22 protein-coding genes are annotated in these 25,750 nt (G+C 64.0%); 13 read left to right on the top strand and 9 right to left on the bottom strand.

Translation table 11 applies throughout. From position 1 onward, the window contains the following. Positions 1–57: 57 nt before the first annotated feature. Together rhaS and CK219_RS06120 are read right to left on the bottom strand one after the other, a co-directional pair. Positions 58–1,053, bottom strand: coding sequence for a rhamnose ABC transporter substrate-binding protein (rhaS, locus tag CK219_RS06125; RefSeq protein ID WP_095765868.1), 996 nt, complete (start codon positions 1,051–1,053; stop codon positions 58–60). 54 nt (positions 1,054–1,107) lie between these two features. Next, entirely contained in the window at positions 1,108–1,917 is an 810-nt protein-coding gene (locus tag CK219_RS06120; protein ID WP_095765867.1) for a DeoR/GlpR family DNA-binding transcription regulator, read from the bottom strand. A gap of 188 nt (positions 1,918–2,105) precedes the next feature. On the opposite strand from CK219_RS06120, the gene CK219_RS06115 reads away from it, so the two are divergent. The 3 genes from CK219_RS06115 to ggt all read left to right on the top strand — a co-directional run bounded on the left by CK219_RS06115 (position 2,106) and on the right by ggt (position 7,614). Then, positions 2,106–4,208: a bifunctional rhamnulose-1-phosphate aldolase/short-chain dehydrogenase gene (locus tag CK219_RS06115; RefSeq protein WP_095765866.1), complete on the top strand. Its 2,103-nt coding sequence runs from the start codon at positions 2,106–2,108 to the stop codon at positions 4,206–4,208. 52 nt (positions 4,209–4,260) lie between these two features. Further along, entirely contained in the window at positions 4,261–5,595 is a 1,335-nt protein-coding gene (rhaI, locus tag CK219_RS06110) for an L-rhamnose catabolism isomerase (protein ID WP_095765865.1), read from the top strand. Between the two features lie 282 nt (positions 5,596–5,877). Continuing rightward, positions 5,878–7,614 carry a gamma-glutamyltransferase gene (gene ggt / locus CK219_RS06105; protein WP_095765864.1) on the top strand — a complete coding sequence of 579 codons (1,737 nt, stop codon included), beginning with the start codon at positions 5,878–5,880 and terminating at the stop codon, positions 7,612–7,614. Between the two features lie 4 nt (positions 7,615–7,618). On the opposite strand, the gene CK219_RS06100 is transcribed toward ggt, so the two are convergent. The 3 genes from CK219_RS06100 to CK219_RS06090 form a co-directional block, all read right to left on the bottom strand. After that, on the bottom strand, positions 7,619–7,966 hold the full coding sequence (locus CK219_RS06100) for a hypothetical protein (RefSeq protein ID WP_224512899.1): 348 nt from the start codon (positions 7,964–7,966) through the stop codon (positions 7,619–7,621). Between the two features lie 212 nt (positions 7,967–8,178). Beyond that, the gene (locus tag CK219_RS06095) at positions 8,179–9,534 is read right to left on the bottom strand and encodes a sigma-54 dependent transcriptional regulator (protein WP_095765863.1); all 1,356 of its coding nucleotides are present in this window, start codon (positions 9,532–9,534) and stop codon (positions 8,179–8,181) included. Beyond that, complete coding sequence (locus CK219_RS06090; RefSeq protein WP_095765862.1) at positions 9,531–11,396, bottom strand: ATP-binding protein; 1,866 nt, start codon at positions 11,394–11,396, stop codon at positions 9,531–9,533. The genes CK219_RS06095 and CK219_RS06090 overlap by 4 nt, the downstream gene beginning before the upstream one ends. Before the next feature lie 237 nt (positions 11,397–11,633). Here CK219_RS06090 and CK219_RS06085 point away from each other — a divergent pair, with 237 nt between their 5' ends. Both CK219_RS06085 and CK219_RS06080 read left to right on the top strand, forming a co-directional pair. Next, on the top strand, positions 11,634–12,968 hold the full coding sequence (locus tag CK219_RS06085; RefSeq protein ID WP_095765861.1) for a dicarboxylate/amino acid:cation symporter: 1,335 nt from the start codon (positions 11,634–11,636) through the stop codon (positions 12,966–12,968). Between the two features lie 132 nt (positions 12,969–13,100). Beyond that, positions 13,101–13,682, top strand: coding sequence for a histidine phosphatase family protein (locus CK219_RS06080; protein ID WP_095765860.1), 582 nt, complete (start codon positions 13,101–13,103; stop codon positions 13,680–13,682). A gap of 261 nt (positions 13,683–13,943) precedes the next feature. Here the strand turns inward: CK219_RS06080 and CK219_RS06075 are convergent, their stop codons facing one another. From CK219_RS06075 to CK219_RS06065, 3 genes are all read right to left on the bottom strand, one after another. After that, positions 13,944–14,687 (bottom strand): pseudouridine synthase, encoded by a 744-nt coding sequence (locus CK219_RS06075; protein ID WP_224608664.1) that lies wholly within the window; start codon positions 14,685–14,687, stop codon positions 13,944–13,946. A gap of 96 nt (positions 14,688–14,783) precedes the next feature. Then, positions 14,784–15,266, bottom strand: coding sequence for a hypothetical protein (locus tag CK219_RS06070; protein ID WP_245340411.1), 483 nt, complete (start codon positions 15,264–15,266; stop codon positions 14,784–14,786). A 130-nt stretch (positions 15,267–15,396) separates the two neighbouring features. Next, positions 15,397–15,837: a hypothetical protein gene (locus tag CK219_RS06065; protein ID WP_095765859.1), complete on the bottom strand. Its 441-nt coding sequence runs from the start codon at positions 15,835–15,837 to the stop codon at positions 15,397–15,399. Positions 15,838–16,189: 352 nt separating this feature from the next. Here CK219_RS06065 and CK219_RS06060 point away from each other — a divergent pair, with 352 nt between their 5' ends. Further along, positions 16,190–17,209: an NAD-dependent epimerase gene (locus tag CK219_RS06060; RefSeq protein WP_095765858.1), complete on the top strand. Its 1,020-nt coding sequence runs from the start codon at positions 16,190–16,192 to the stop codon at positions 17,207–17,209. Between the two features lie 127 nt (positions 17,210–17,336). On the opposite strand, the gene CK219_RS06055 is transcribed toward CK219_RS06060, so the two are convergent. Then, positions 17,337–18,647: an MFS transporter gene (locus CK219_RS06055; RefSeq protein WP_095765857.1), complete on the bottom strand. Its 1,311-nt coding sequence runs from the start codon at positions 18,645–18,647 to the stop codon at positions 17,337–17,339. 223 nt (positions 18,648–18,870) lie between these two features. Between CK219_RS06055 and cyoA the strand changes: the two genes are divergently transcribed. Genes cyoA through CK219_RS06020 form a run of 7 tightly spaced genes read left to right on the top strand, consistent with a single transcriptional unit; the run spans position 18,871 to position 25,736 of the window. Further along, positions 18,871–20,049, top strand: coding sequence for a ubiquinol oxidase subunit II (gene cyoA / locus CK219_RS06050; protein WP_095765856.1), 1,179 nt, complete (start codon positions 18,871–18,873; stop codon positions 20,047–20,049). 10 nt (positions 20,050–20,059) lie between these two features. After that, a complete protein-coding gene (cyoB, locus tag CK219_RS06045; RefSeq protein ID WP_095765855.1) occupies positions 20,060–22,057 on the top strand; it encodes a cytochrome o ubiquinol oxidase subunit I in 1,998 nt (665 codons plus the stop codon). 9 nt (positions 22,058–22,066) lie between these two features. Continuing rightward, entirely contained in the window at positions 22,067–22,693 is a 627-nt protein-coding gene (gene cyoC, locus CK219_RS06040) for a cytochrome o ubiquinol oxidase subunit III (RefSeq protein ID WP_095765854.1), read from the top strand. Then, positions 22,690–23,064, top strand: a complete 375-nt coding sequence (cyoD, locus tag CK219_RS06035; protein WP_095765853.1) for a cytochrome o ubiquinol oxidase subunit IV — start codon at positions 22,690–22,692, stop codon at positions 23,062–23,064. Before cyoC ends, cyoD begins: the two co-directional genes overlap by 4 nt. A 59-nt stretch (positions 23,065–23,123) precedes the next feature. Further along, a complete protein-coding gene (locus tag CK219_RS06030) occupies positions 23,124–23,867 on the top strand; it encodes an SURF1 family protein (protein ID WP_095766179.1) in 744 nt (247 codons plus the stop codon). Further along, on the top strand, positions 23,867–25,213 hold the full coding sequence (locus tag CK219_RS06025; RefSeq protein ID WP_095765852.1) for an ATP-binding protein: 1,347 nt from the start codon (positions 23,867–23,869) through the stop codon (positions 25,211–25,213). Before CK219_RS06030 ends, CK219_RS06025 begins: the two co-directional genes overlap by 1 nt. After that, positions 25,203–25,736, top strand: a complete 534-nt coding sequence (locus CK219_RS06020; protein ID WP_210199992.1) for a response regulator transcription factor — start codon at positions 25,203–25,205, stop codon at positions 25,734–25,736. The genes CK219_RS06025 and CK219_RS06020 overlap by 11 nt, the downstream gene beginning before the upstream one ends. The last annotated feature ends 14 nt before the right edge of the window (positions 25,737–25,750 follow it).

Raw genomic sequence — 25,750 nt, 5'->3', positions numbered from 1 at the left:
GGGGAGAAGGTGGCCGCGAAGCGGCCGGATGAGGGGGGCAGCGCCATCAGTCCGAGATCAATAGATCTTGGAGAACTTCTCGATGTTGCTCTTGTCGAACTGGAAGGGCGGAGCCATGGCGGCCGAGTTGGTGTCGTCGAGCGTCACCTTGCCGACGCGGCCGATCGACAGCGTGGCGCCGGGCTTGGCTTCTTCCTTCTTCACCGCCAGGTCATGGGCGAGGTAGATCGCCGAATAGCCGAGGTCGATCGGGTTCCAGAGAGCGACAGCCTGCGAAGCGCCGTTATCGATGAACTTCTTGAACTCCGATGGCAGCGCGAGGCCGGTGACGTTGACCTTGCCGATCAGGTTCTCGTCGGTGACGACCTGCGCGGCGGCGACGACGCCCACCGTGGTCGGCGCGATGATCGCCTTGAGGTTCGGGTAGGACTTCAACAGGCCCTTGGCTTCATCCGTGCTCTTGGCCGAGTCGTCATCGCCATAGACAGTGGCGACCAGCTTGATCTTCGGGAACTTCTCCGGCAGCACCTTCTTGGCCGCTTCGATCCAGGCGTTCTGGTTGGTCGCGGTCGAGGAGGCCGACAGGATGGCGACATCGCCGCCTTCCGGCAGATAATCGGCGGCGAGCTTGATGATGGTCTCGCCGATCAGATTGGTGTCGGACGGGTTGAGGTGGAGCTGGCGGCCTTCCTTGGCGACGCCCGAGTCCCACGAGATCACGGTGATGCCGCGCTCCATCGCCTTCTTCAGCACCGGCACCAGCGCGTCTGCATCATTGGCTGAAACGGCGATCGCATTGACCTTCTGCGCGATCAGCGAATTGATCACCTCGATCTGGGCTTCGGCGGTAGCCTTAGTCGGACCGGTATAGATGACATCGACATCGCCCAGTTCCTTGGCCGCTTCCTCGGCGCCCTTGTTGGCGGCGTCGAAGAAGCCGTTGCCGAGCGACTTCACCACCAGCGCGATCTTGACGTTCTCGGCATAGGCGGCATTCACGAACATGGCGGCGGAAAAGGCCGCCGTAACCAGCAGTTTCTTCAAAAAGCTCATCGAATATCCTCCCTTGAGCGTTGCATTCCATCGCCGCTGCGGGCGCGAGTTTCCTCAGGCCTGCAGTGAAGATTCCTCCTTGTCGCTTGACTGTCCGCGGGCGACGATCAGCGCCACGCCCGCCGTTTCCAGCATCTTGGCCTCGCGGTCCTCGATGCCGTCGTCGGTGATCACGGTTGCGATGCGCGACAGCCCGCACAGGATCAGGCTGGAGCGCATGCGGAATTTCGAGGAATCGACCAGCACTACCAGCTCGTCGGCCTGATCGATCAATTTCTGCTCCGCCTGGATCAAGAGCGGATCGCCTTCCATCAGCCCGAGCGGCCCCAAACCTTGCGCGCCCATGAACATGCGCCGCGCATAGAAGTTGCGCGTCACATCATTGTCGAAAGGCGACAGGATGATGTTCTGCTCGCGATAGATCGTGCCGCCCGACAGCATCACCGTGTTCTTCGAGTGCTTGAGCAGATGCTCGGCGATCGGGAAGGAGTTGGTGAAGATCGGCATGCGGCGTCCGGTCAGGAAATGCACCATCTGGAAGGTGGTGGTGCCGCCATTGATGATGATCGGTTCGCCGTCCGCGCAAAGGTTCACGGCTTCGCGGGCGATCGCCCGCTTTTGCTCGGCGTTCAGCGTCTCGTTGACGGAAAAGGGGCGGCCGGCAAGGCCGATGAACTGCGGCGGCGAGATCGCCTCGGCGCCGCCGCGCACCCGGCGCAGGCGCTTTTGTACATGCAGCGCCGCGATGTCGCGCCGGATCGTCGCCTCGGAGGAGTCCGTCAACTCGACCATCTCCTGCACCGTCACCACAGGCTTTTCCTGGACGGCGGACAGAATGATCCTGTGGCGCTCTTTCTCGTGCATGGTTCCTCCCTGCCCAAGCATCAGGCCTTAGAAAACGCGCAGTGTCAATCATTTCCGATCATATATTTTCATTGTGCAGTGCAATATGATCGATATTGATCGTTTGTGATTGACAAGCGCGGCGCTTGCGTAGACATTCCCGATCGAGAAATGAGGGGCGCGGCATCGCGCTCCAAGGGAGGATACCTATGCTCGACAAGCGCTCCGGCTCGCGCCTCGCCAATCTTTGGGACGATGCAAAGGCCGAAGGGATGAGCGGTCCTGAGCTCTTGGTCTATCGCTCGAACACGCTGGGATCCGACAAGCGCGTCACCAACTATGGCGGCGGCAACACCTCGTCCAAGGTCTGGCAGAAGGACCCGCTCACCGGCGAGGACGTCGAGGTGCTGTGGGTCAAGGGCTCGGGCGGCGATAGCGCCTCGATCAAGCTTGACGGTTTCGCCACGCTCTACATGCAAAAGCTGCGGGCGCTGAAAGGCCTTTATCGCGGCGTCGAGCACGAGGATGAGATGGTGGGCTACCTGCCTCACTGCACCTTCAACCTCAATCCGCGCGCAGCCTCCATCGACACGCCGCTGCACGCCTTCGTGCCGAAGGCTTGCGTCGACCACATGCATCCCGATGCCATCATCGCGGTCGCCGCAGCCAAGGATTCCAAGGCGATCACCAAGGAGATATTCGGCGACGCGATAGGCTGGCTGCCGTGGAAGCGGCCGGGCTTCGAGCTCGGCCTGTGGCTGGAGAAATTCTGCCTCGAAAACCCTGATGCCAAGGGCGTCGTGCTGGAAAGCCATGGCCTGTTCACCTGGGGCGACACGCCGAAGGAATGCTACGAGACGACGATCTCGGTGATCAACCAGGCGATCGACTGGTTCGAGCGCAAATCCGAGGGCAAGGCGATCTTCGGCGGCGAGGCGGTCCAATCGCTCGACGCTCCCGCGCGCCGCGCCATCGCGGCCAAGCTGATGCCGCGGATCCGCGGCCTCATCTCCGAAAAGAGCCATAAGCTCGGCCATTTCGATGACCAGCCCGCCGTGCTCGAATTCGTCAATTCGAAGGACTTGCGGCCGCTGGCGGCGCTCGGCACCTCATGCCCCGATCACTTCCTGCGCACCAAGATCCGGCCGCTGGTGATCGAGTTCGATCCCGCAAAGCCGGATGTCGATGCCGTCATCGCGCGCCTGGCCGACGACATCGCCGAATACCGCGTCGGCTATCAGGCCTACTACGACGCCTGCAAGCATCCGGACTCGCCCGCCATCCGCGATCCCAATGCCGTGGTCTATCTGATGCCGGGCGTCGGCATGTTCACCTTTGCCGGCGACAAGGCGACGGCGCGCATTTCCGGCGAGTTCTATGTCAACGCCATCAATGTCATGCGCGGCGCCTCGACCGTCTCATCCTATGTCGGCCTGTCTGCCCAGGAAGCCTTCGACATCGAATACTGGCAGCTCGAGGAGGCCAAGCTTCAGCGACTGCCGAAACCGAAGGCGCTGGCCGGGCAGATCGCCTTGGTCACCGGCGGCGCCGGCGGCATCGGCCGCGCCACCGCCACCCGGCTGCTGCGCGAAGGCGCCTGCGTGGTGCTCGCCGATATCGACGAGGCCGCGTTGGCCAGCGCCAATGACGAACTTTCGAAGGCCTACGGCAAGGACTTCGTCCGTCCGGTGCGGATCGATGTGACTTCGGAAGATCAGGTCGCCTCAGGCTTTGCCGAAACGTCGGTCGAATTCGGCGGCATCGACATCCTGGTTTCCAACGCAGGTCTCGCCTCCTCGGCGCCGATCGAGGAGACGACGCTGGCCTTGTGGAACAAGAACATGGACATCCTGTCCACCGGCTATTTCCTCGTTTCGCGCGAGGCCTTCCGCCTGTTCCGCGCCCAGAAGATCGGCGGCAATGTGGTTTTCGTCGCCTCCAAGAACGGGCTCGCCGCCTCGCCGAACGCGTCCGCCTATTGCACGGCCAAGGCTGCCGAGATCCATCTGGCCCGCTGCCTCGCTCTGGAAGGGGCGGAGGCGCAGATCAGGGTCAATGTCGTCAATCCGGACGCCGTGCTGCGCGGCTCCAAGATCTGGACCGGCGAATGGAAGGAACAGCGTGCCGCCGCCTACAAGATGTCGACCGACGACCTCGAGGAGCATTACCGCTCGCGCTCGATGCTGAAGCGGTCGGTCTTCCCGGAGGACATCGCCGAGGCGATCTATTTCTTCGCCTCCGGCATGTCCGCCAAGTCCACGGGGAACATCGTCAACGTCGACGCCGGCAACGCGCAGAGCTTTACGCGTTAGGCACGCGCTTCCCTTCTCCCCGTTCTAGGGGGAGAAGGTGCCCGAAGGGCGGATGAGGGGCAGCGCTAGCCGACGAATACTGGGAGGAAGTGCAGTGTCCGAAACGATCATCTCGACTGACGTCGTCGAAAAAAGCAACGCCACGCGCGAAGCCGACCTCGACCGCGACTACGCTTCCCTCGGCGAGCGCCTTGACCGGCGCGGCATCGCCATCGACGCCATCCGCGACAAGGTCGAGAAATTCGGCGTCGCGATCCCGTCCTGGGGCGTCGGCACCGGCGGCACGCGCTTTGCCCGCTTTCCCGGCGCCGGCGAGCCGCGCGATATCTTCGACAAGATCGAGGACTGCGCCGTCATCAGCCAGCTGACGCAGGCAACGCCCACCGTCTCGCTGCACATCCCGTGGGACAAGGCCGATCCGAACCGGTTGAAGCAGGCGGCGTCCCGCTTCGGCCTCGGCTTCGATGCCATGAATTCCAACACCTTCTCCGATGCCAAGGACCAGAAGCTCTCCTACAAGTTCGGCTCGCTGTCGCATGCCGATGCCGGCACGCGCCGCCAAGCGGTCGAGCACAATCTTGAATGCATCGAGATCGGCAAGACGCTTGGATCGAAAGCGCTGACGGTGTGGATCGGCGACGGCTCCAACTTCCCCGGCCAGGTCAATTTCGCGAAGGCCTTCGAGCGCTATCTCGTCGCCATGCGCGAGATCTATGCCGGCCTGCCGGACGACTGGCGGCTGTTCACCGAGCACAAGATGTACGAGCCGGCCTTCTATTCGACGGTCGTGCAGGACTGGGGCACCAACTATATCATCGCCAAGGAGCTCGGCGACAAGGCCTTCTGCCTGGTCGATCTCGGCCACCACGCGCCCAACGTCAACATCGAGATGATCGTGTCGCGGCTGATCCAGTTCGGGAAGCTCGGCGGCTTCCACTTCAACGATTCCAAATATGGCGACGACGATCTCGACGCCGGCTCGATCGACCCCTACCGCCTGTTCCTTGTCTTCAACGAACTGGTCGATGCGGAGCTCGCCGGTGCCAAGGGCTTCGATCCCGCGCATATGCTCGACCAGAGCCACAACGTCACCGATCCGATCGAGAGTCTGATGCTGTCGGCGGTCGAGGTGCAGCGCGCCTATGCGCAGGCGCTGCTGGTCGACCGCAAGGCGCTGGAAGGTTTTCAGGATGCCAATGATGCTTTGATGGCGACGCAGACGCTCAAAGTCGCCTATCGCACAGATGTCGAGCCGATCCTCGCCATGGCACGGCTGAAGAAGGGCGGCGCCATCGATCCCGTGGCCGCCTATCGCGACGCCGGCTATCGGGCAAAGGTCGCCGCGGAGCGGCCGGCTGTTGCGGGCGGCGGCGGCGGGATTGTGTAGTCAACTTCCTGTCGATCCAACGGGCGACGGCAGCGCTTGAGCACCCCCCTCTGTCCTGCCGGACATCTCCCCCGCAAGGGGGAGATCAGCAGTTCGCCGACGGCGCTGTTCCTGCAACGTTGGTGATTGACGAAAACGATGGCGACATCCGATCTCCCCCTTGCGGGGGAGATGGCCGGAAGGCCAGAGGGGGGTGTGAAGGATTGCCAACCGTCACAATTGGCTGGACTCACCCACCTCAACGGTCTTTCCTAGGCGTCCCCCAACGCCAGGAGCACCGCCATGCCCTTGACCCGCCGGACGCTGATCGCCGTCAGCCTTTCGCTCACCTTTGCCTTCACGCCGACCACCGTCTTCGCCGCTTCGCCAACTCCCGCCAAAGGCGAGCACGGCATGGTGGTGACTGCCCAGCATCTTGCAACCGAAGTCGGTGTCGACGTGCTGAGGAAGGGCGGCAACGCGGTCGATGCCGCGGTCGCCGTCGGCTATGCGCTCGCCGTGGTCTATCCCAATGCCGGCAATATCGGCGGCGGCGGTTTCATGACCGTGCGCATGAAGGACGGCCGCACGACCTTTCTCGATTTCCGCGAGCGCGCGCCGCTCGCGGCGACCAAAACCATGTATCTCGACAAGGACGGCAAGCCGATCAAAGGCGCCAGCCTCGACGGCTATCTCGCGGTCGGCGTGCCCGGCTCGGTCGCGGGCTTCGAGATGGCGCGCGAGAAATACGGCACGCTGCCGCGGCAGGAATTGATGGCGCCGGCGATTGCCTACGCCAAGGACGGCTTCGTGCTCAACCAGGGCGACGCCGCGTCATTCGCCGGCGGCGCCGAGCGGCTGGCGAAAGACCCGGCTGCCGCCGCCATCTTCCTCAAAAAAGACGGCAAGCCTTACGGTGTCGGCGAGAAGCTCGTTCAGCCGGACCTTGCCGCCTCCCTTTCGGCGATCTCGGAAAAAGGCCCGGACGCCTTCTACAAAGGGTCGATTGCCGATGAAATCGTCAAGGCGAGCGGCGCGAAAGGCGGCATCCTCGCCAAGCCTGATTTCGAGCAATATGCCGTGCGCGAGCTGAAGCCGGTGACCTGTTCCTATCGCGGCTACGAGATCATTTCCTCGCCGCCGCCGAGCTCGGGCGGCGTCATCATCTGCGAGATACTCAACGTGCTGGAGGGCTATCCGCTCTCCTATCTCGGCGCCGGCTCGGCCGAGACGGTTCACGTCATGGTGGAAGCCATGCGCCACGCCTATGTCGACCGCAACTCGGCGCTCGGCGACCCTGATTTCATCGACAATCCGGTCTCGAAGCTGGTCGACAAGGCCTATGCGAAAGACATCCGCGACAAGATCGACCCGTTCCGCGCCGGCGTCTCGAAGGAGCTGATGCCGAAGGGCTTCGGCGAGTCGAAGGAAACCACGCATTACTCGATCATCGACAAGGACGGCAACGCGGTGGCCGTCACCTACACGCTGAACGGCTCCTTCGGCGCCGGCGTCGTCGCCGACGGCACCGGCATCCTGCTCAACAACGAGATGGACGATTTCACCCAGAAGCCGGGCGTGCCGAACCTCTACGGCCTAGTGCAGGGCGAAGCGAACGCCATTCAGCCGAAGAAGACGCCCTTATCCTCCATGAGCCCGACGATCGTCACGAAGGACGGCAAGCCGTTCATGGTCATCGGCAGCCCGGGCGGCTCGCGCATCATCACCATCACGCTGGAGGCGATCATCAACGTCATCGACCACGGCATGGACATCCAGCAGGCGATCGACGCTCCGCGTATCCACCATCAATGGCTGCCGGACACGGTCTATGTCGAGCCATTCGGGCTGTCGCCGGACACAGAAAAGCTGCTTGCCGGCATGGGCTACCACCTCGATCTCAGCGACCAAACCTGGGGGCAGGCGGCTGGCATCCTGGTCGGTGGCAAGAGCCTGGCACAGATCGAGAAAGGCGGCGGCGCGCGCTACAACGGCGCCATCGACAGCCGCGCTGCCGCCGGTGAGGCGCTGGGATATTAATTGATCAGATGACCAGCGTGATGGTCGAAGCGATCAGCATCACGGCGGCGATGGCGACGAACAGCGCATAGATGCGCGGCCGGTCGAGCAGCAGCGCATTGCCGGAAATCCAGGCCGCCGTGGCGCCGCCGAGCGCGAACAGGAAGCCGTTGCGATGGCCGAAGGACATGGAGGCAGCCATCAGGCCGCCGATGATCAGCGCGCCGAAGACGATGATGACGGCGACCGCGTATTTCTCGAAATCATTGCCGCCACCCATCGCCGGCCCCATCGCATTGAGATTGGGCAGGTCGTCAGGGTCGAAGGGACTGGTCGAGCCATATTCGTCTTGGCCGAGGGATTCGCGCATCATTCGTTCTCCGCTGGGCGGCAACAAACCATCAACGCCTGCCGAGCGCAACCCGGCAAAACCGCCACGGCGATGCATTCGCTGCCCGGCTGATGCCGACGTGCCACGGTTTCCCGGTCGGTTTCAACGGCGCAGCGGCGTTGCGGTTCCCACAGCATGATGCCGAAAGATGCGAAGGGTTTTCCGACGATATCAGCTCCATCTCTGGCCCTGATCTACTTGGAAAAATCACTGCGCACGATGCCGTGCCGTTGCAGCTTGTCGTAGAAGGTCTTGCGCGGGATGCCGAGCGCCTCGATGGTGCGCCGGACGTCGCCGTCATTACGGCCAAGTGTCTCGCGGATGAGTTCGGCCTCGTAGCGATCAAGCCGTTCCGGCAAGGACACGGAGGTGTCGCGTTCCGTTGCCGCCGGGGAAGGCGATCCGGCGACGTCCTCGAGCCCGAGCACGAAACGTTCGGCGAAATGAGCGAGCTCGCGCACATTGCCCGGCCAGTCATGGTCGCTGAGGTGGCGCCGGACCGAGGCGGAGATTGCCGGCACGCCGCGCCTGAAGCGGGCCGCCGCCCGCTCGGCGAAGTATCCGAACAACAATGGCACGTCGTCCCTTCGCTCGCGCAGCGGCGGGATCGACAGCGTCACCACATTGAGCCGGTAATAGAGATCCTCGCGGAAAGCGCCGCGCTGGCTGGCATCGCCGAGATCGACCTTGGCTGCCGCGACCACCCTCAGGTCGACCGGCCGCACCTCATTGGTACCGAGCGGCGTCACCTCGCGCATTTCCAAGACGCGCAGCATCTGCACCTGTGTCGAGGCCGGCATGCTTTCGATCTCGTCGAGAAACAGCGTGCCGCCGCTTGAATGCTCGATGCGGCCGACGCGCTTCTTCTGCGCACCGGTGAAGGCGCCGGCCTCATGGCCGAACAATTCGCTCTCGATCACCGTCTCCGGTAGCGTGCCGCAGTTGAGCGCGACGAAATTTCCCTTGGCGCGGCGGCTCCAGCGGTGCAGCAGGCTCGCCACCACTTCCTTGCCGGAGCCGGTCTCGCCGGTCACCAGAACATCGACATCGGTGTCGGCGATCTGCCGCAGCGTCCGGCGCAGCCGCTCCATGGCTGGCGTCTGGCCGATCAGCGGCAATCCCTCCTGGGCCTGCTCGGCCGCCTCGCGCAGGGCGCGGTTCTCCATCACCAGCCGGCGTTTTTCCGCCGCGCGCGCAACGCTCTGCGCCAGCCGGTCGGCGGCAAAAGGCTTGGTGATGAAGTCGTAGGCGCCGTCCTTGATCGCCTTGACGGCCATGGCGATGTCGCCGTGACCGGTGACCAGGATGACAGGGATATCGGGGTCGAGCCGCAGCACGCGGTCGAAAAGCTGTAGCCCGTCGATCTCCGGCATGCGGATATCCGACACCACCACGCCGGCGAAATTCCTGTCGAGCGCTGCCAGCGCTTTCTTCGCCACCGAGTAGGCCGACACCGCAAAGCCGGCAAGCTCCAGCGTCTGTCTTGTCGCCTTGAGCAGATCGCTGTCGTCGTCGATCAGGATCACCGGTGCTGGGTCGTGCCTGGTCATGCCGCGCCGGCTTTCGACAAATGGATGGTGAAGCGTGTGCCTTGGCCGCTGCTCGAAACCTCGATGCGTCCGCCATAGTCGGCGACGATGTCCTTGGAGATAACGAGGCCGAGCCCGAGGCCCCTTTCCTTCGAGGTGTTGAAGGGCGTGAACAGGGATTTCAGGATCGCGGGCGGGATGCCCGGCCCGTTGTCGGACACGACCAGCGCCACGTCTTCGGCGGTTTCGGTGGCGGAGACTTCGACCCGCGCGCCATCACGGCCATCGAGCGCCTCCAGCGCGTTCTGGAACAGGTTGATCAGCACCTGCTCCAGCCGCAACCGGTTGCCCATCACCTTCAGCGCCGGCGGCGGCAGCGTGATCGCCAGCGCGTCCAGCCGGCCGGCGAAGCGGCTCCTGAGCAGCACCACGGCGCCTTCGATCACGCTGCGCAGCTCAACCGGTTCGGCGGCGGTGCGGCCCTTGCGGGCAAAGGCTTTCAGCTCTTCTGTGATCGAGCCGATGCGCTCGGTCAGCGCGGCGATGGCGCCAAGGTTCTCTTCAGCCGAGGCGCTCTGCTTGCGCTCCAGGAAGACGCGCGCATTGTCGGCATAGGCGCGGATCGTCGCCACCGGCTGGTTGATTTCATGCGCGACGCCGGCAGCGACTTGGCCAAGCGTGGCAAGCCGGTTGGCCTGCACCAGCTCCTGCTGCATGACCTGCAGCTTGGCCTCGGTGCTGCGATGGTCGGTGATCTCCGCCTGCAGCCGGTCGCGCGCCAGGCTGAGGTCCTGCGTGCGCTCGACGACGCGGCGCTCGAGCTCGGCCCGCGCGGCCTGCTCGGCAGCGATCCGCATCTGCGCGGACTGCCTGCGCCACAACAGATAGGCGGCTAATGCGAGGAGCGGGACAAGGACGCCCAGTGTCAGCAGCCGCATCTCGCGCTGCGCCGCCGCGATCGGCGCTTCGGCCGGAACCAGATAGTCGAGCCGCCACGGCGTCGACGGCACCGCGGTCGACAGCCGCAGATACTCGGCGTCGCTGCCCCCGGGCGTGATGGCATGGACCAGGGCGATGTCGGAGCTGAGCGGTTGTGGCTTCGTGACCGGCAACGGCACCAGCGGCGCGTCGCCGAATTGCTGGCTGGCGCGGATACCGGCGAGCATCGGCCGGCTGAGCGGCTCTGTCGTCAGGAAGCGCCAGGAGGGCACACTGGTGATCAGCACCACGCCATGCTCGTCGCTGACATAGGCCGGGCGGTTGGCCTCGTGCCAGTCGGCCTCGAGCTGGTCGAACTCCATCTTGACCACGACGACGCCGAGCGGCGTCGCCGCGCTCCCGACGCGGCGCGAGATGTAGAGGCCTGGGCGCTTGCTGACATTGCCGAGCGCGAAATATTCGGCCGTGCCGGACTGCATCGCGCCTGAGAAGTAGGCGCGAAAGCCGTAGTCGTTGCCGACGAAGCTCACCGGCTCGCGCCAGTTGCTGGAAGCGATCGCCAGGCCGTCCGTGCCGGTGACATAGAGCACCGAGGCCTTGGTGCCGGACACCAGCCCTTCGAGCTTCCGGTTGAGCATATCGATCGCGGCAGGGCTGCGTTGCGTCAACGCGTCATGTACCTGCTGGTCCTCCGACAGCAGCAGCGGCAGCGCGCGCGGATTTTCCAGCACAGCGCGCAACAGCGCGACCTTGAGGTTGGCGTCGGTGCGCCCTTGCGTGGCTAAAGCCCCGATCTCGGTCGAACGGCCGTAGAGGCCGGCGCCGTAAAGCGCCGCGAGCACGATCAGCAGCGCCACCGCCGCGAACAGCAGCCAGGCGCGACGCGCCCGCCCGGCAAGCAGTTCGGGCGTGGCAGCAAGAACAGCGGCAGGGCGTTGCAGCATGCCGCATCTGTGCATGATTTCGCACAAAGCGCAAATCGATCTATGCGGATAACCGCACTAGCCTTCTCCAAAGGCGCTGTCACAGAATCGAAAAATCAAACAAAATCAACAAAGAGAGACACCCGGCACCATCTGGCACGCGCGTTGCAGATGCTTCCGCAGCAGCCGCGAGGCTGTGGAGGTCAACAGCCCCCTGGGAGGTCGAGCGTTTCGATCGGGGGCCGAACGGAGGATATCATGCAGACAGCAATCGCTGCCGCCGAACCGCGCGGCAAGGTTCCCCTTTACCGGCATCTCTATGTCCAGGTCCTGGTGGCGATCGCCGCCGGCATCCTGCTAGGCCATTTCTATCCCGACCTGGGCGCCTCGCTGAAGCCGCTTGGCGATGCCTTCATCAAGCTGGTCAAGATGGTCATTGCACCGGTGATCTTCCTCACCGTGGCGACCGGCATCGCCGGCGTTTCCGACCTGCACAAGGTCGGCCGCGTCGCCGGCAAGGCGATGATCTATTTCCTCGTCTTCTCGACACTGGCGCTCATCGTCGGCCTCGTCGTGTCGAACGTCATCCAGCCCGGCGCCGGCATGCACATCAACCCCGCGACCCTCGACCCATCGAAGGTGGCGACCTTCACCGAGAAGGCGCATGACACGACGATCGTCGGCTTCCTGATGAACATCATCCCGGACACCATCACCGGCGCCTTCGCCCAGGGCGACATCCTGCAGGTGCTGTTCTTCTCGGTGCTGTTCGGCATCGCGCTGGCGATGGTGGGCGAACGTGGCCGCCCGGTCGTCGATTTCCTGCAGGCACTGACCGCGCCGGTCTTTCGCCTCGTCGCCATATTGATGAAGGCCGCCCCGATAGGCGCTTTCGGCGCCATGGCCTTCACCGTCGGCAAATACGGCATCGGCGCGATTGCCAACCTCGCCTTCCTGATTGGCACTTTCTATCTGACGTCGTTGCTCTTCGTGCTCGTCGTGCTCGGCGCTGTGGCATGGTATAACGGCTTCTCCATCCTGGCGCTGATCCGCTACATCAAGGAGGAATTGCTCCTGGTGCTCGGCACCTCGTCCTCCGAGGCGGCGCTGCCCGGCCTGATGGCCAAGATGGAGCGCGCCGGCTGCAACCGCTCGGTGGTCGGCCTGGTCATCCCGACCGGCTATTCCTTCAACCTCGACGGCACCAACATCTACATGACGCTGGCAGCGCTGTTCATCGCCCAGGCGACCGACACGCCGCTCACCTTCGGCGACCAGATCCTGCTTTTGCTCGTCGCGATGCTGAGCTCGAAGGGCGCGGCCGGCATCACCGGCGCCGGCTTCATCACGCTGGCCGCCACGCTCTCGGTCGTGCCCTCGGTGCCGGTCGCCGGCATGGCGCTGATCCTCGGCGTCGACCGCTTCATGTCGGAATGCCGCGCGCTCACCAACTTTGTCGGCAACGCGGTCGCTACCATCGTCGTGGCCCGCTGGGAAGGCGAGCTCGACCAGAAGCAATTCGCCGCCGCCATGGCCGGCCAGTTGCCGGAAGAGGCAGACCTTGCGCTCTCGGGCGGCCTGCAGCCTGCCTAGCCAACCAGCATCCTCCCGATGCCGAGCAGGCCGTGGCAAGCGCTGCGGCCTGTTCTTTTTGTCGGCTGCCGCATAGGGTGGCGCGGCGCGGCACTCCTGCCGATGCATTCCCGTTGCATTCAGGGGCGGTCGATGAGCAGTGCGTTTCCCGAGATCTATGTCGTTCGCCATGGCGAGACGGAGTGGAGCGCATCGGGCAGGCACACCGGGCGCACCGATATCCCGCTGACGGCGAAAGGCGAAGAGGCTGCGCGCGGCATCGCCTATCGGCTCGAGGGGCTAACGTTCCAGGCGGTCTGGTCAAGCCCCTCGCAGCGCGCTTTCGACACCTGCCGGCTCGCCGGCTTTGGCGAGCGCGCGGTCAAGAGATCCGACCTTCAGGAATGGGACTACGGCGCTTATGAAGGCGTGACGACCAAGGAGATCCTGTCCAAGCGACCCGGCTGGCAATTGTTTCGCGACGGCTGTCCGCAAGGTGAGACGGCGGCCGATGTCGGTGCCCGCGCGGACGCCATCATCGCCGGGCTGCGCGCGGTTGCCGGCAATGTGCTCATCTTCTCCAGCTCGCATTTCCTGCGTGTGTTCGCGGCGCGCTGGGTCGGCCTGCCGCCGGAAGGCGGCGAGCACTTCGTGCTCGATACCGCCAGCCTCAGCATCCTGGGCTATGAGCACGATCTGACCGAGCCGGTCATACGCCGCTGGAACCAGAAGTAGCCGCAGCTCGATAGCAGCTCAGGCGTCTCTGGAGATTAGGCGAAAACCCTCAGCCTCGTCATTCTAGGGCGGAGCAAGGAGCGAAGCGACGCGGCGCAGACCCTAGAATCATTCCGTTACCAATGAGCGTTGCCGCGGTGCAGAGCGACCCCTGTCTTGCGCCGCCTTTACCCTTTGCGCCAGGTCACGGAATGGATCCTCGGGTCTGCGCGTCCGCTTCGCTCCCGCTCCGCCCGTGGATGACGAAGCTGAGGCGTTTCGCTAGACTCTGACCATCGCCAGCTCCTCGGCCGTCAAATGCCGAGCCTTGCCCTTGGCCAGTTCGCCAAGCTGCAGCCGCCCGATCGCCACCCTGACCAGCCTCAGCACCTCAATGTCGAAAGCGGCGAGTAGCCTGCGGATGTGCCGGTTGCGTCCCTCGTCAAGCACGATCTCCAGCCAGGCTGTCCGCCCGCCGCTGCGCAACAGCGCGATCGAGCTTGCGGTGAGCAACTCGCCGTCGACGACGGCGCCCTGACGAAAACGCTCCAGCATTTCTTTGTCGGGCGCGGCCGCGATCTGCACGTGATAGGTCTTGGCGACATGCGAGACGGGGTCGAGCAGGCCGTTCGCCCAGCGCGTGTCGTTGCTCAGCAAAAGCAGCCCTTCGCTCGCCTTGTCGAGGCGGCCCACGGGCGACACGAACGGCAGGTCAAGCCCTCCCAGGCAGTCATAGACGGTTCCGCGGCCCTCCGGGTCGTCGCGGGTGGTGACCAGCCCGCGCGGTTTGTTGAGCATCAGATAGACCTTGCGCTCGGCAATGACGCGCTCGCCGTCGACGGTGATGCGGTCGCGGTCGGGATCGATGCGCAGCAAGGCATCGCGCACTGTCTTTCCGTTGACCTGCACGCGGCCCTCGACGACGAGACGCTCGGCCTGCGTGCGCGAGCAGAAGCCAAGCTTGGAGAGCGCTCGGGCGAGACTGACTTTGGCGACAATGGATCGTCTGTCGGGTTGGCGTGCCACTATCTCTGTCTTCGAACGTCTCAAAAACGCGCAACTGATGCCACGCCTGGCGAGATGGGCGCAAGCGGCTGTGTTACCCGGTTCAGATCGCCAATTTCACTCCTGCGGCGCGCTCAGCCGCCGATAGGAGACGCCGTCGAATGTTGCCGTCACGAAGTTGCTGACCGACATCTTGCGCTTGCGCCCGTCGCTGCAGGCATAGAGCGGCCAGCCGGCGTCGCTGCATTCGATGGCCATGCAGATGCGGGCCACGCAGTTGCCTGTGGTCAGCCGGAAACCGCCCTTGCCGGCAAAGCCCTGCAGCAGGCTGCCATCCGAGGAACGCCATGTCCGCTGCTGGAATTCGGGCCGCAGCAGCCGAGGCTCGAGCGGCGCGGCTAAACCGGTTTGGGCCGCGGCGCCCGAATATTGAAGCCGGTAACGCGCCATGCCGGTCGTGTATGCGGTGATAAGATCGGATTGGCCCGAATAGGCCGCTGCGAGGCCGGGTCGGTCGAAAAGATGGGACGCGCGCGGCTCCGCCCCTGACGGTCTCGTCAGGGCAGCGATGGCGACAAAGGCCAGGCAGACGCGCAACATCCCGATTTCCAGCAGCCAAACCCCATCCGGCGTGCCGGGTTGCCCGGTGCCTGAGCGTACAATCTTTCCAATCGGATTTTCGCGCAAGCGCCCGTTTTCGGGGCGCCGTAACGGATCGCCCTCGCTTCCGTCAGCTATTGGCGGCCGACGGCAGCTCGAACAAGGTGGCGCCGTTCTCGCGCCCTCGGTCGACATAGCCGATCACGCGGAACCATTTCGCGACGTCGGGCCTGTTCAGCCAGCTGCGCGAATGGACGGGAAGGTTGCCGGCCAGCGCCTGGACATGGCGGATGTGGCGCTTGCAGAAGCGGACCGTCGTGGCGTTGAAGAAATCCTCCCGCGCGGCAAAGAGCGTGTCGGCGGCGTCCGCGTGCTCATGCCAGGCGATGATCGCCACCGTCCTGTCGTCCTGCACGAGCGCATGCGCCCGGCCTTCCTTCAGGTTCATCATCAGATTGTCATAGGCGCTTTTGCTGTCCTTGCCGGCCGCCACATATTCGTCCGACATTCGCTTGGACAGGCCGCGGAAAACATCTTCCAGGTCTCCGACCGTCGCCGCGCGTGCTCTCATTTCTCCTCCTGACAGCCCGCCAGCAGTTTGCCCCAAGCAACAGGGATCACCAAGAAAATCAAGTTCCCGATCCGCGGTGTGCGCGCAATCGTATTCCGCACGGAAGTGCCCGACCGCTGATCACGCTCGCATATCAGCGTTGGCTTGAGATAGCTTTCCGCTGTCGGACCCCGGCGGCAGCTGCGTGCGCGTTCGCAATACGGACGTCTGGCTGGCGGCCGATCTTGCCGCTGGCCTCACGCTGGCGACGACGGCGAGAGAAAGCGCATCGTTGAATTCATTGCAGCCCTGCCATAAAAGGCGCAGGTTCTCAATGGCCTACAAGGTCTGACTGCAGCGTTAGGGGTATGCATTGACGTCGAGCAGGCCGATCCTGATCACCGGCGCAGCCGGCTTCATAGGTTTTCACCTTTGCCAGAGGCTGCTTGCCGAAGGCCGGCAGGTTGTCGGCCTCGATTCCATGAACGAGTATTACGACGTCACCTTGAAGCAGGCGCGGCTCGAGCGGCTGAAGGCGTTTCCAGACTTTCATTTCGAGCATGTCGATCTCGCCGACCGCGATGGCATCTCGGGGGTCTTTGCGTCGGTCGCGCCGCAGATCGTCGTCAACCTCGCCGCGCAGGCGGGCGTCCGCTACTCGCTGGTCAATCCGCATCTCTATGCGCAAAGCAATCTCAACGGCTTCCTCAACATCCTGGAGGGGTGCCGGCAGGCCTCGGTCGGCCATCTCGTCTATGCGTCGTCAAGCTCGATCTATGGCGGCAGCACGCGCATGCCGTTCTCCGTGCATGATTCCGCCGACCATCCCCTCAGTCTCTATGCCGCCAGCAAGAAGGCAAACGAGCTGATGGCCCACACCTACAGCCATCTGTTCGGGCTGCCGACGACGGGCCTGCGCTTCTTCACCGTCTACGGTCCGTGGGGACGGCCCGACATGGCCTTGTTCATCTTCACCAAGGCCATCCTCGCCGGTCAGCCGATCGATGTCTTCAACCATGGCAACATGCAGCGGGACTTCACCTACATCGACGATATCGTCGAGGGGGTGGCCCGCGTCATGCAGCATCCAGCGACGCCCAATCCCGATTGGACAAGCGCTGCACCGGACCCCGCGACGAGCACCGCGCCGTTCAGGATCCATAACATCGGCGACAGCTCGCCTGTCGAGCTCAGCCGGCTGATCGACGTTCTGGAAGACGCTCTCGGGCGCAAGGCAATCCGCAACCTGATGCCGCTGCAGCCGGGCGATGTGCCTGCGACCTATGCCGACGTCGCATCGCTCGAGGCGGTGATCGGCTTCAAGCCCAGGATCCCGATCGAGATCGGCGTCCCGCGCTTCGTGCAATGGTATCGGGATTTCTACCAGGTCTGATTGCAGGTCAGAGCAATTCCAGGAAAAGTGTGAGCGGTTGAGTTCGGCGCCTTCGCCGTAACCTTCCGTCTGGAACTGCCTCAAAAACAAAGGGATAGAGCGGCGACTATCCGAGCTCGCCGCTCGTTCAGTCGGCCCGGCGTGCCTGCCTGTCGATCCAAAGCGCGATCAGCGTGCAGGCGGCGCCCGAAAGCAGATAGGCGCCGGCGGCGATGAGGCCGAAATTGCCGGCCAGGAGCAGCGCCGCGAGCGGCGCGAAGCCGGCGCCGAACATCCAGGCCAGGTCCGATGTCACCGCCGAGCCGGTATAGCGGTGCTGGCGCGAGAAGCTCGATGCGACGACGCCTGAGGATTGCCCGAAGCTCAAGCCCAGCAGGATGAAGCCGAGCACCATGAACACCGTCTCGCCGACGGTGCCGCCGTTGAGAAGTTGTGGGGCAAAGCCGCTGAAGGCCGCGATGGCGACGGCGCCGCCGCCGAGCAGGGCGCGGCGTCCGACACGGTCGGCCAGCGGACCCGATGCAACGATCGCCGCGATGCCAAACAGCGCGCTCACCACTTCGATGACCAGGAAACGTTCCGGACCCTCATTGGTGAACAGGAACACCCAGGACAGCGGGAACACCGTCACCATATGGAACAGGGCGAAGCTCGCCAGCGGCGCGAAGGCGCCGACGACGACGTTGCGTCCTTCCGTCCGGACCATCTCCCTGATGCGCGTCGGCTGCAGGTCGCCGCTCTCGTAGAGTTTTGAGAATTCGGGCGTGACCACGATGCGCAGCCTGGCAAACAGCGCCACGACGTTGATGGCGAAGGCGACGAAGAAGGGATAGCGCCAGCCCCAGGCGAAGAAGTCGTCGGCCGAGAGGTTGGCGACGAAGAAGGCAAACAGCGAGCTTGCCACGATGAGCCCGATCGGCGCGCCGAGCTGCGGGATCATCGCATAGATGCCGCGCCGGTTCTGCGGCGCATTCAGCGCCAGGAGGGAGGGCAATCCGTCCCATGTCCCGCCGAGCGCCAGGCCCTGCAGGAAGCGGGTGAGCGACAGCAGCCAGGCGGCGACCGTGCCGACGTCCTCATAGGAGGGCAGGAACGCCATGGCGACCGTCGAGGTGCCGAGCAGGAACAGCGCGATCGTCAGCTTGGCGCCGCGGCCATAGGCGCGGTCGATCGCCATGAACAGCACGGTGCCGAACGGGCGCGCGATGAAGGCCAGCGCGAAGATGGCGAAGGAGTAGAGCGTTCCGACCAGCGGGTCGTGGGTTGGGAACACAAGCTTGGGGAACACGATCACGGAAGCGATCGCATAGACGAAGAAATCGAAGAATTCCGACGTCCTGCCGATGATCACGCCGACCGCGATATCGCCAGCGCTGACCTGGCCGTGATGCGAGCCGATCAGCCTGCTGTCCGTTTCGGAAGTCGAAGTTTCAGCCATCGTTTCCGTCGTCACCAAACTCAACTTCGGAACGCGATTGTCGTCGTCCCGACGCTATGTTGTCGTCATCCAATTATGCGTGCACACTTTCGCGAAAGCCATACCGGCTGGGCATTGGACAAATTGTCCAATGTCGTCGCTGTGCCTGCGGCAGTAGCCGTTGGTCCATATCGCATCGCAACCTGCAGAGATCCTGCTGCAGGGCCATAGAGGGCAGCGTTTGATGAGACGATCCGGAGCCTTGCTTCTTTTTCCGCTCGCCGTGCTGCTGAGCGGCTGCGACCTGGTCGTGCTGGCGCCCGCGGGCGACGTGGCAGCGCAGCAGCGCGACCTGCTCGTCGTCTCGACCCTGCTGATGCTCATCATCATCCTGCCGGTCATGGCGCTGACCGTGCTGTTCGCCTGGCGCTACCGGCAATCCAGCACCACGGCGATCTACACGCCGGACTGGGACCATTCGACCAAGCTGGAGCTGGTGATCTGGGCGGCACCCCTGCTCGTCATCATCTGCCTCGGCGCGCTCACCTGGCTCGGCTCCCATCTGCTCGATCCCTACCGGCGCATCGACCGGATCGAACCAGGACAGCCGGTCACCCAGAACCACAAGCCGCTCAGGGTCGACGTCGTCGCGCTGGATTGGAAATGGCTCTTCATCTATCCGGATTACGGCATTGCCTCCGTCAACGAGCTGGCGGCGCCGATCAACCAGCCGATCGATTTCCGCATCACCTCCTCGACGGTGATGAACTCCTTCTACATTCCGGCCCTTGCCGGACAGATCTACGCCATGCCCGCCATGGAGACGAAGCTGCACGCGGTCATCAACCGTCCGGGCACCTATTCCGGCTTCTCGGCCAACTACAGCGGCGCCGGCTTCTCCGGCATGCGCTTTGCGTTCCACGGGCTCTCCGATCAGGCGTTCGGTGAGTGGGTGACGCAGACCAAAGGCGCGCAGGCTACGCTCAGCCGCGAGACCTATCTCGAGCTCGAGCGTCCGAGCGAGAACGAGCCGGTCCGCCACTATGCCTCCGTCGATCCCGACCTCTATGGCGCGATCCTCAATCTGTGCGTCGAGCGCGGCAAGATGTGCATGAACGAGATGATGTCGATCGACGCCAAGGGCGGCCTTGGGCTGGCCGGCGTGCGCAACACCTTGCCGCTGCAATATGACAAGCTTGCCCGGCGCGGCGCGGTGTTCGGCAACGATCCGTCCTATGTCGCCAGCATCTGCACGGCGGAGGAAGCAGCCGCCGCCTCGCGCTCGGCCCGCGATGCCGGCGCGAAATACTGGCCAATGCGCGATCTTTCCCCGCTGCGCGGGGCAGGGCTCAGTCCAGGGGCCGGCAGCCGCCGCGCCGATGCCGGGACCCCGTCGCTCGGCCTGCTGCGCTTCGAATTGTGAGGGATGGCGGATGCCTGAGTCGCTGACCAAATTCATCTTCGGCCGCCTCACTCTGGAGTCGCTGCCGCTGCACGAGCCGATCGTCGTCGTCACCTTCGTCGTCGTGGCGTTGGGCGGCCTCGCGGTGCTCGGCGCGGTCACCTATTTCAAGCTTTGGGGTTATCTGTGGCGCGAGTGGTTCACCAGCGTCGACCACAAGAAGATCGGCATCATGTACATGGCGCTCGGCCTCGTCATGCTGCTGCGCGGCTTCTCCGACGCCATCATGATGCGCCTGCAGCAGGCCATCGCCTTCAACGGTTCCGAGGGTTACCTCAACGCTCATCACTACGACCAGATCTTTACCGCCCATGGCGTGATCATGATCTTCTTCGTGGCGATGCCTTTCGTCACCGGGCTGATGAACTTCGTCGTGCCGCTGCAGATCGGCGCGCGCGACGTCTCGTTCCCTTTCCTCAACAATTTCAGCTTCTGGATGACGGTCGGCGGCGCGATCCTGGTCATGGCCTCGCTGTTCGTCGGCGAGTTCGCTCGCACCGGCTGGCTGGCCTATCCGCCGCTCTCCGGCATCAATTACAGTCCCGACGTCGGCGTCGATTACTACATCTGGGCGCTGCAGGTCGCCGGCGTCGGCACGACATTGTCCGGCATCAACCTGATCTGCACCATCATCAAGATGCGCGCCCCAGGCATGACCATGATGCGCATGCCCGTCTTCACCTGGACCTCGCTCTGCACCAACGTGCTGATCGTCGCGTCCTTCCCGGTGCTGACGGCGGTGCTGACGCTGCTTGCGCTCGACCGCTATGTCGGCACCAACTTCTTCACCAACGATTTCGGCGGCAATCCGATGATGTATGTGAACCTCATCTGGATATGGGGTCACCCGGAGGTCTACATCCTTATCCTGCCGCTGTTCGGCGTCTTCTCCGAGGTCACCTCGACCTTCTCCGGCAAGCGCCTGTTCGGCTACACCTCGATGGTCTACGCCACGATAGTCATCACCATCCTGTCCTATCTCGTCTGGCTGCACCACTTCTTCACCATGGGCTCCGGCGCCAGTGTCAATTCCTTCTTCGGCATCACCACGATGATCATCTCGATCCCGACCGGGGCGAAGATATTCAACTGGCTGTTCACCATGTATCGCGGCCGCATCCGCTTCGAATTGCCGATGATGTGGACGGTGGCCTTCATGCTCACCTTCGTCGTTGGCGGCATGACCGGCGTGCTGCTTGCCGTGCCTCCGGCCGACTTCGTGCTGCACAACAGCCTGTTCCTGATCGCGCATTTCCACAACGTCATCATCGGCGGCGTGCTGTTCGGCCTGTTCGCCGGCATCGCCTATTGGTGGCCCAAGGCCTTCGGCTTTAAGCTCGATCCGTTCTGGGGCAAGGTCTCGTTCTGGTGCTGGGTGCTCGGCTTCTGGCTCGCCTTCATGCCGCTCTATATCCTCGGCCTGATGGGCGTGACCCGCCGCATGCGCGTCTTCGACGATCCCTCGCTGCAGATATGGTTCGTGATAGCCGCTTTCGGCGCGGTGCTGATCGCCTGCGGCATCGCCGCCTTCCTGGTCCAGATCTTCGTCTCCATCCGCAAGCGCAAAGCGCTGGCCGATCACACCGGCGATCCCTGGGATGGCCGCACCCTCGAATGGTCGACCTCCTCGCCGCCGCCGGCCTACAATTTCGCCTTCACGCCAGTCATTCGCGACAACGACGCCTGGTTCGACATGAAGAAGGCCGGCTACCGGCGCCCGCTGTCCGGATTCAAACCGATCCACATGCCGAGCAACACCGGCACCGGCGTCGTCCTGGCGGTGTTCAGCGTCGCGCTCGGCTTCGGCCTGATCTGGTACATCTGGTGGCTGGCGGCGCTGAGCTTCGTCTGCCTCATCGCAACCGCGATCGGCCACACGTTCAACTACCACCGCGACTTCGACATCTCGGCTGCCGAGGTCACGCAAACCGAAGAGGCGAGGACGACGCTCCTCGCCGCCCAGGGCTAGGAATTGAGCATGGCATCGAGCGCGATCACGGCCGTCGCGGAACCGGTCTTCCACCTGGAAGAAGAGCACGCGCACGCCGAAGGCGGCAGCACCATGCTCGGCTTCTGGCTCTACCTGATGAGCGACTGCCTGATCTTCGCCATGCTGTTCGCGGCCTATGGCGTGCTCGGCGGCAATTACGCGGCGGGTCCGGCGCCGAAGGATCTGTTCGATCTCGGTCTGGTGGCGGTCAACACCACCATGCTGCTCTTGTCCTCGATCACCTATGGCTTTGCCATGCTGACCATGGACAAGGGCCGTGTCGGCGCGACGCAGGCCTGGCTCGCGGTGACCATGCTGTTCGGCCTGGCGTTCCTCTCCATCGAGCTATCCGAATTCGCGCACATGATCCAGGAAGGCGCGACCCCGCAGCGCAGCGCCTTCCTGTCGTCCTTCTTCACCCTGGTCGGCACGCACGGCCTGCATGTCACCTTCGGCATCGTCTGGATGGTGACGCTGATGGTGCAGGTCGCGCGACACGGCCTCATCGAGGCCAACCGCCGCCGGCTGATGTGCCTCTCGATGTTCTGGCACTTCCTCGACGTCGTCTGGATCGGCGTCTTCACCTTTGTCTATCTGATGGGGATGCTCAGATGAGCGCTCATGATCATGCCGATCGCGACCGTACCCATGGCGGCGCCGCGCACGGCTCGCTGAGGGGCTACCTGATCGGCTTCGTCCTGTCAGTGATCCTCACCGCCATCCCGTTCTGGATGGTCATGACCGGCGCCATGGACAACAAGCAGGCCGCGGCCATCATCATCATGGCCTTCGCGGTGGTACAAATCGTGGTGCACATGGTCTTCTTCCTGCATATGAACCCCGCCTCGGAAGGCGGATGGTCGATGCTGGCGCTCATCTTCACGGTGGTTCTCGTCGTCATCGTGCTGAGCGGCTCGCTCTGGGTGATGTACCACCTCAACGCCAACATGATGCCCGGGCTCCACGAGATGCGGGAGATGCCATGAGCCCCATTTCGGGCGTGGGCGTGTGGCGCGCGGGGAGGACCAGAGCCGAGGCAAAGGACATGACCGGCTCTCATGCGGCCTCGAAGGGTTCTACGTCGCGATTCCTGGCTGTGGTGCTTGGGATTCTCGGCGTTCTGATGTTTCTCGGACTCGGCGTCTGGCAGTTGGAAAGACGGGTCTGGAAGCTCGACCTGATCGCCCGCGTCGACCAGCGCATCCATACTCCCGTCGTCGATGCGCCCGGCCCGCAGGACTGGAGCGGGTTGAGCGCACCGGACTACGAATATCGCCACGTGCGGTTGACCGGGCGCTTGCAGGGCGGCGCCAACACGCTGGTGCAGGCGGTGACCGAGCTTGGCGGCGGCTATTGGGTGTTGACGCCGATGCGCGACGACCGCGGTTTCACGGTCCTCGTCAACCGCGGCTTCATCCCGCAGGAGCGCAAGGTGGAGTTCGAGCGGGAGAATGCCGCGCTCGCCTCACCGGCGACGGTTGACGGGCTGCTGCGCATCAGCGAGCCCGGCGGCGGTTTCCTGCGCAGAAACGATCCGGCTGCCGATCGCTGGTATTCGCGCGACGTCGCGGCAATCGCCAAGGCGCGCGGCCTGGCGGATGTCGCGCCTTATTTCATCGATGCCGAGGCATCCGGCGCTGCTGGCTGGCCGCGCGGCGGGCTCACCGTCGTCACCTTCCGCAACAGCCATCTCATCTATGCTTTGACCTGGTTTGCCCTTGCAGGGATGCTGGCGATGGCGCTTGCCAGACAGGTTTTCTCCGGCCGCCGGAACTGGGATGCAGCGTGATGAATATCGCGTGGCCCCATCGCGACAAGCCGTTCCTGACGCTTCTTCCAACTCGGCAGGGAGGCGCCGCGTCGGACGCCGACGTCACGAACAGGAAGAACCTGCTCCTGCTCATCCAGCTGCGCTGGCTGGCAGTGGCGGGGCAGGTGCTGACCATCCTGGTCACGCAATACTGGTTCGCCATCCCGCTGCCGCTCACCGAGATGGCGGGCGTGGTGCTTTTCCTGGTCGGCCTCAACATCTTCAGCCTGCTCGCCCTGCGCGGCAACCGCCGGATCTCCAACGCGCAGCTCTTCGTCGCGCTGATTTTCGACATGGCGGCGCTGACGACGCAGCTCTACCTGAGCGGCGGCGCCTCGAATCCGTTCGTGTCGCTCTATCTCCTGCAGATCACGCTCGGCGCCGCGCTGCTGGCGCCATGGTCGACCTGGCTCCTGGTGGTGGCGGCCTCGGCCTGCTTTGTCTTCCTCATCTTCGTCTTCCAGCCGATCGCACTCCCGCATCACGGCGGCAGCGACCTCCTGGCGCTGCATCTGCGAGGCATGTTCATCTGCTTCGTGCTCGCGGCCGGCCTGATCGTGATCTTCATGACGCGCATCAACCGCAACCTGCGCGAACGCGATGCCTATCTCGCCGACCTGCGCCAGCGTTCGGCCGAGGAAGATCACATCGTGCGCATGGGCCTGCTGGCCTCGGGTGCCGCGCATGAACTGGGCACACCGCTGTCGACAATATCGGTCATCCTGTCCGACTGGCGCCAGATGCGCGACGTCAAACGCAACCGCGAGCTTTCCGGGGACGTGGCCGAGATGCAGGCGCAGATCGAGCGCTGTAAAGGCATCGTTACGGGCATTCTCATGTCCTCCGGCCAGGCGCGGGGCGAGGGCACCATCCGCACCACGATCCGCCGCTTCCTCGACGATCTCATCGAGGAATGGCGCGTCAGCCGCCAGCCTATCAAGCTGCATTACAGCAACGGCTTCGAGCCGGACGAGCAGATCGTGTCCGACACGGCGCTGAAACAGGTGATCTTCAATGTGCTCGACAATGCGCAGGAAGCATCGCACGATTGGGTCGGCATCACCGCCGAGCGGCAGGATGAGAAGCTGGTGCTCTCCGTCGAGGATCGCGGACCGGGTTTCGACAAGGATATTCTGGACACGCTCGGCCAGCCCTATATGTCGAGCAAGGGGCGACCAGGCGGCGGCCTGGGCCTCTTCCTGGTGTTCAACGTGGTGCGCAAGCTTGGAGGCGACGTTTCGGCGCGCAACATGGCCGAGGGCGCCCGTGTTACCCTTTCGCTGCCGCTGGCGGCGCTGACCTATGGAGACGATCGTGAAATCTGATCGATCCTTGTTCGTCGTCGAGGACGATGCGACCTTTGCGCGCACGCTCAAACGCTCGTTTGAAAAGCGCGACTACGACGTCGTGGTCTGCCACGACCGCGAGGCGCTTCTGGTCGCGCTGGAAACGGCCGTCCCCGCCTACGCCGTCGTCGATCTCAAGCTCGGATCGGGATCGGGTCTCGAATGCGTCAAGCTTCTCAGCGCCCGCAACCCGTCGATGCGCATCGTCGTGCTGACGGGATTTGCCAGCATCGCCACGGCGGTTGAGGCGATCAAGCTCGGCGCGGGCCACTATCTGGCCAAGCCCGCCAACACCGATGACATCGAAGCCGCCTTCGGCCGCGCCGAGGGCGACGTTTCGGTGCCGCTCACCAGCCGCCCCACCTCGATCAAGAACCTCGAATGGGAGCGCATCCACGAAACGCTGGTCGAAACCGGCTTCAACATCTCCGAAACCGCGCGCCGGCTCGGCCTGCACCGGCGCACGCTTGCCCGCAAGCTCGAGAAGCGCGTGGTGCAGTAGGGCGCCGCACCAAG

Origin of the sequence: Mesorhizobium sp. WSM4313 (assembly GCF_002294725.1) — a bacterium.
In the GTDB taxonomy this organism is placed as follows: Bacteria; Pseudomonadota; Alphaproteobacteria; order Rhizobiales; family Rhizobiaceae; genus Mesorhizobium.
The sequence above is the reverse complement of the archived record's forward strand: the minus strand, read 5'-3'. Positions and strand labels throughout refer to the sequence as shown.

Coding starts and splice junctions, on each gene's coding strand:
- rhaS (WP_095765868.1), bottom strand. CDS start 1,053: ATGAGCTTTTTGAAGAAACTGCTGGTTACGGCGGCCTTTTCCGCCGCC.
- CK219_RS06120 (WP_095765867.1), bottom strand. CDS start 1,917: ATGCACGAGAAAGAGCGCCACAGGATCATTCTGTCCGCCGTCCAGGAA.
- CK219_RS06115 (WP_095765866.1), top strand. CDS start 2,106: ATGCTCGACAAGCGCTCCGGCTCGCGCCTCGCCAATCTTTGGGACGAT.
- rhaI (WP_095765865.1), top strand. CDS start 4,261: ATGAGGGGCAGCGCTAGCCGACGAATACTGGGAGGAAGTGCAGTGTCC.
- ggt (WP_095765864.1), top strand. CDS start 5,878: ATGCCCTTGACCCGCCGGACGCTGATCGCCGTCAGCCTTTCGCTCACC.
- CK219_RS06100 (WP_224512899.1), bottom strand. CDS start 7,966: ATGATGCGCGAATCCCTCGGCCAAGACGAATATGGCTCGACCAGTCCC.
- CK219_RS06095 (WP_095765863.1), bottom strand. CDS start 9,534: ATGACCAGGCACGACCCAGCACCGGTGATCCTGATCGACGACGACAGC.
- CK219_RS06090 (WP_095765862.1), bottom strand. CDS start 11,396: ATGCTGCAACGCCCTGCCGCTGTTCTTGCTGCCACGCCCGAACTGCTT.
- CK219_RS06085 (WP_095765861.1), top strand. CDS start 11,634: ATGCAGACAGCAATCGCTGCCGCCGAACCGCGCGGCAAGGTTCCCCTT.
- CK219_RS06080 (WP_095765860.1), top strand. CDS start 13,101: ATGAGCAGTGCGTTTCCCGAGATCTATGTCGTTCGCCATGGCGAGACG.
- CK219_RS06070 (WP_245340411.1), bottom strand. CDS start 15,266: ATGTTGCGCGTCTGCCTGGCCTTTGTCGCCATCGCTGCCCTGACGAGA.
- CK219_RS06065 (WP_095765859.1), bottom strand. CDS start 15,837: ATGAGAGCACGCGCGGCGACGGTCGGAGACCTGGAAGATGTTTTCCGC.
- CK219_RS06055 (WP_095765857.1), bottom strand. CDS start 18,647: ATGGCTGAAACTTCGACTTCCGAAACGGACAGCAGGCTGATCGGCTCG.
- cyoA (WP_095765856.1), top strand. CDS start 18,871: ATGAGACGATCCGGAGCCTTGCTTCTTTTTCCGCTCGCCGTGCTGCTG.
- cyoB (WP_095765855.1), top strand. CDS start 20,060: ATGCCTGAGTCGCTGACCAAATTCATCTTCGGCCGCCTCACTCTGGAG.
- cyoC (WP_095765854.1), top strand. CDS start 22,067: ATGGCATCGAGCGCGATCACGGCCGTCGCGGAACCGGTCTTCCACCTG.
- cyoD (WP_095765853.1), top strand. CDS start 22,690: ATGAGCGCTCATGATCATGCCGATCGCGACCGTACCCATGGCGGCGCC.
- CK219_RS06030 (WP_095766179.1), top strand. CDS start 23,124: ATGACCGGCTCTCATGCGGCCTCGAAGGGTTCTACGTCGCGATTCCTG.
- CK219_RS06025 (WP_095765852.1), top strand. CDS start 23,867: ATGAATATCGCGTGGCCCCATCGCGACAAGCCGTTCCTGACGCTTCTT.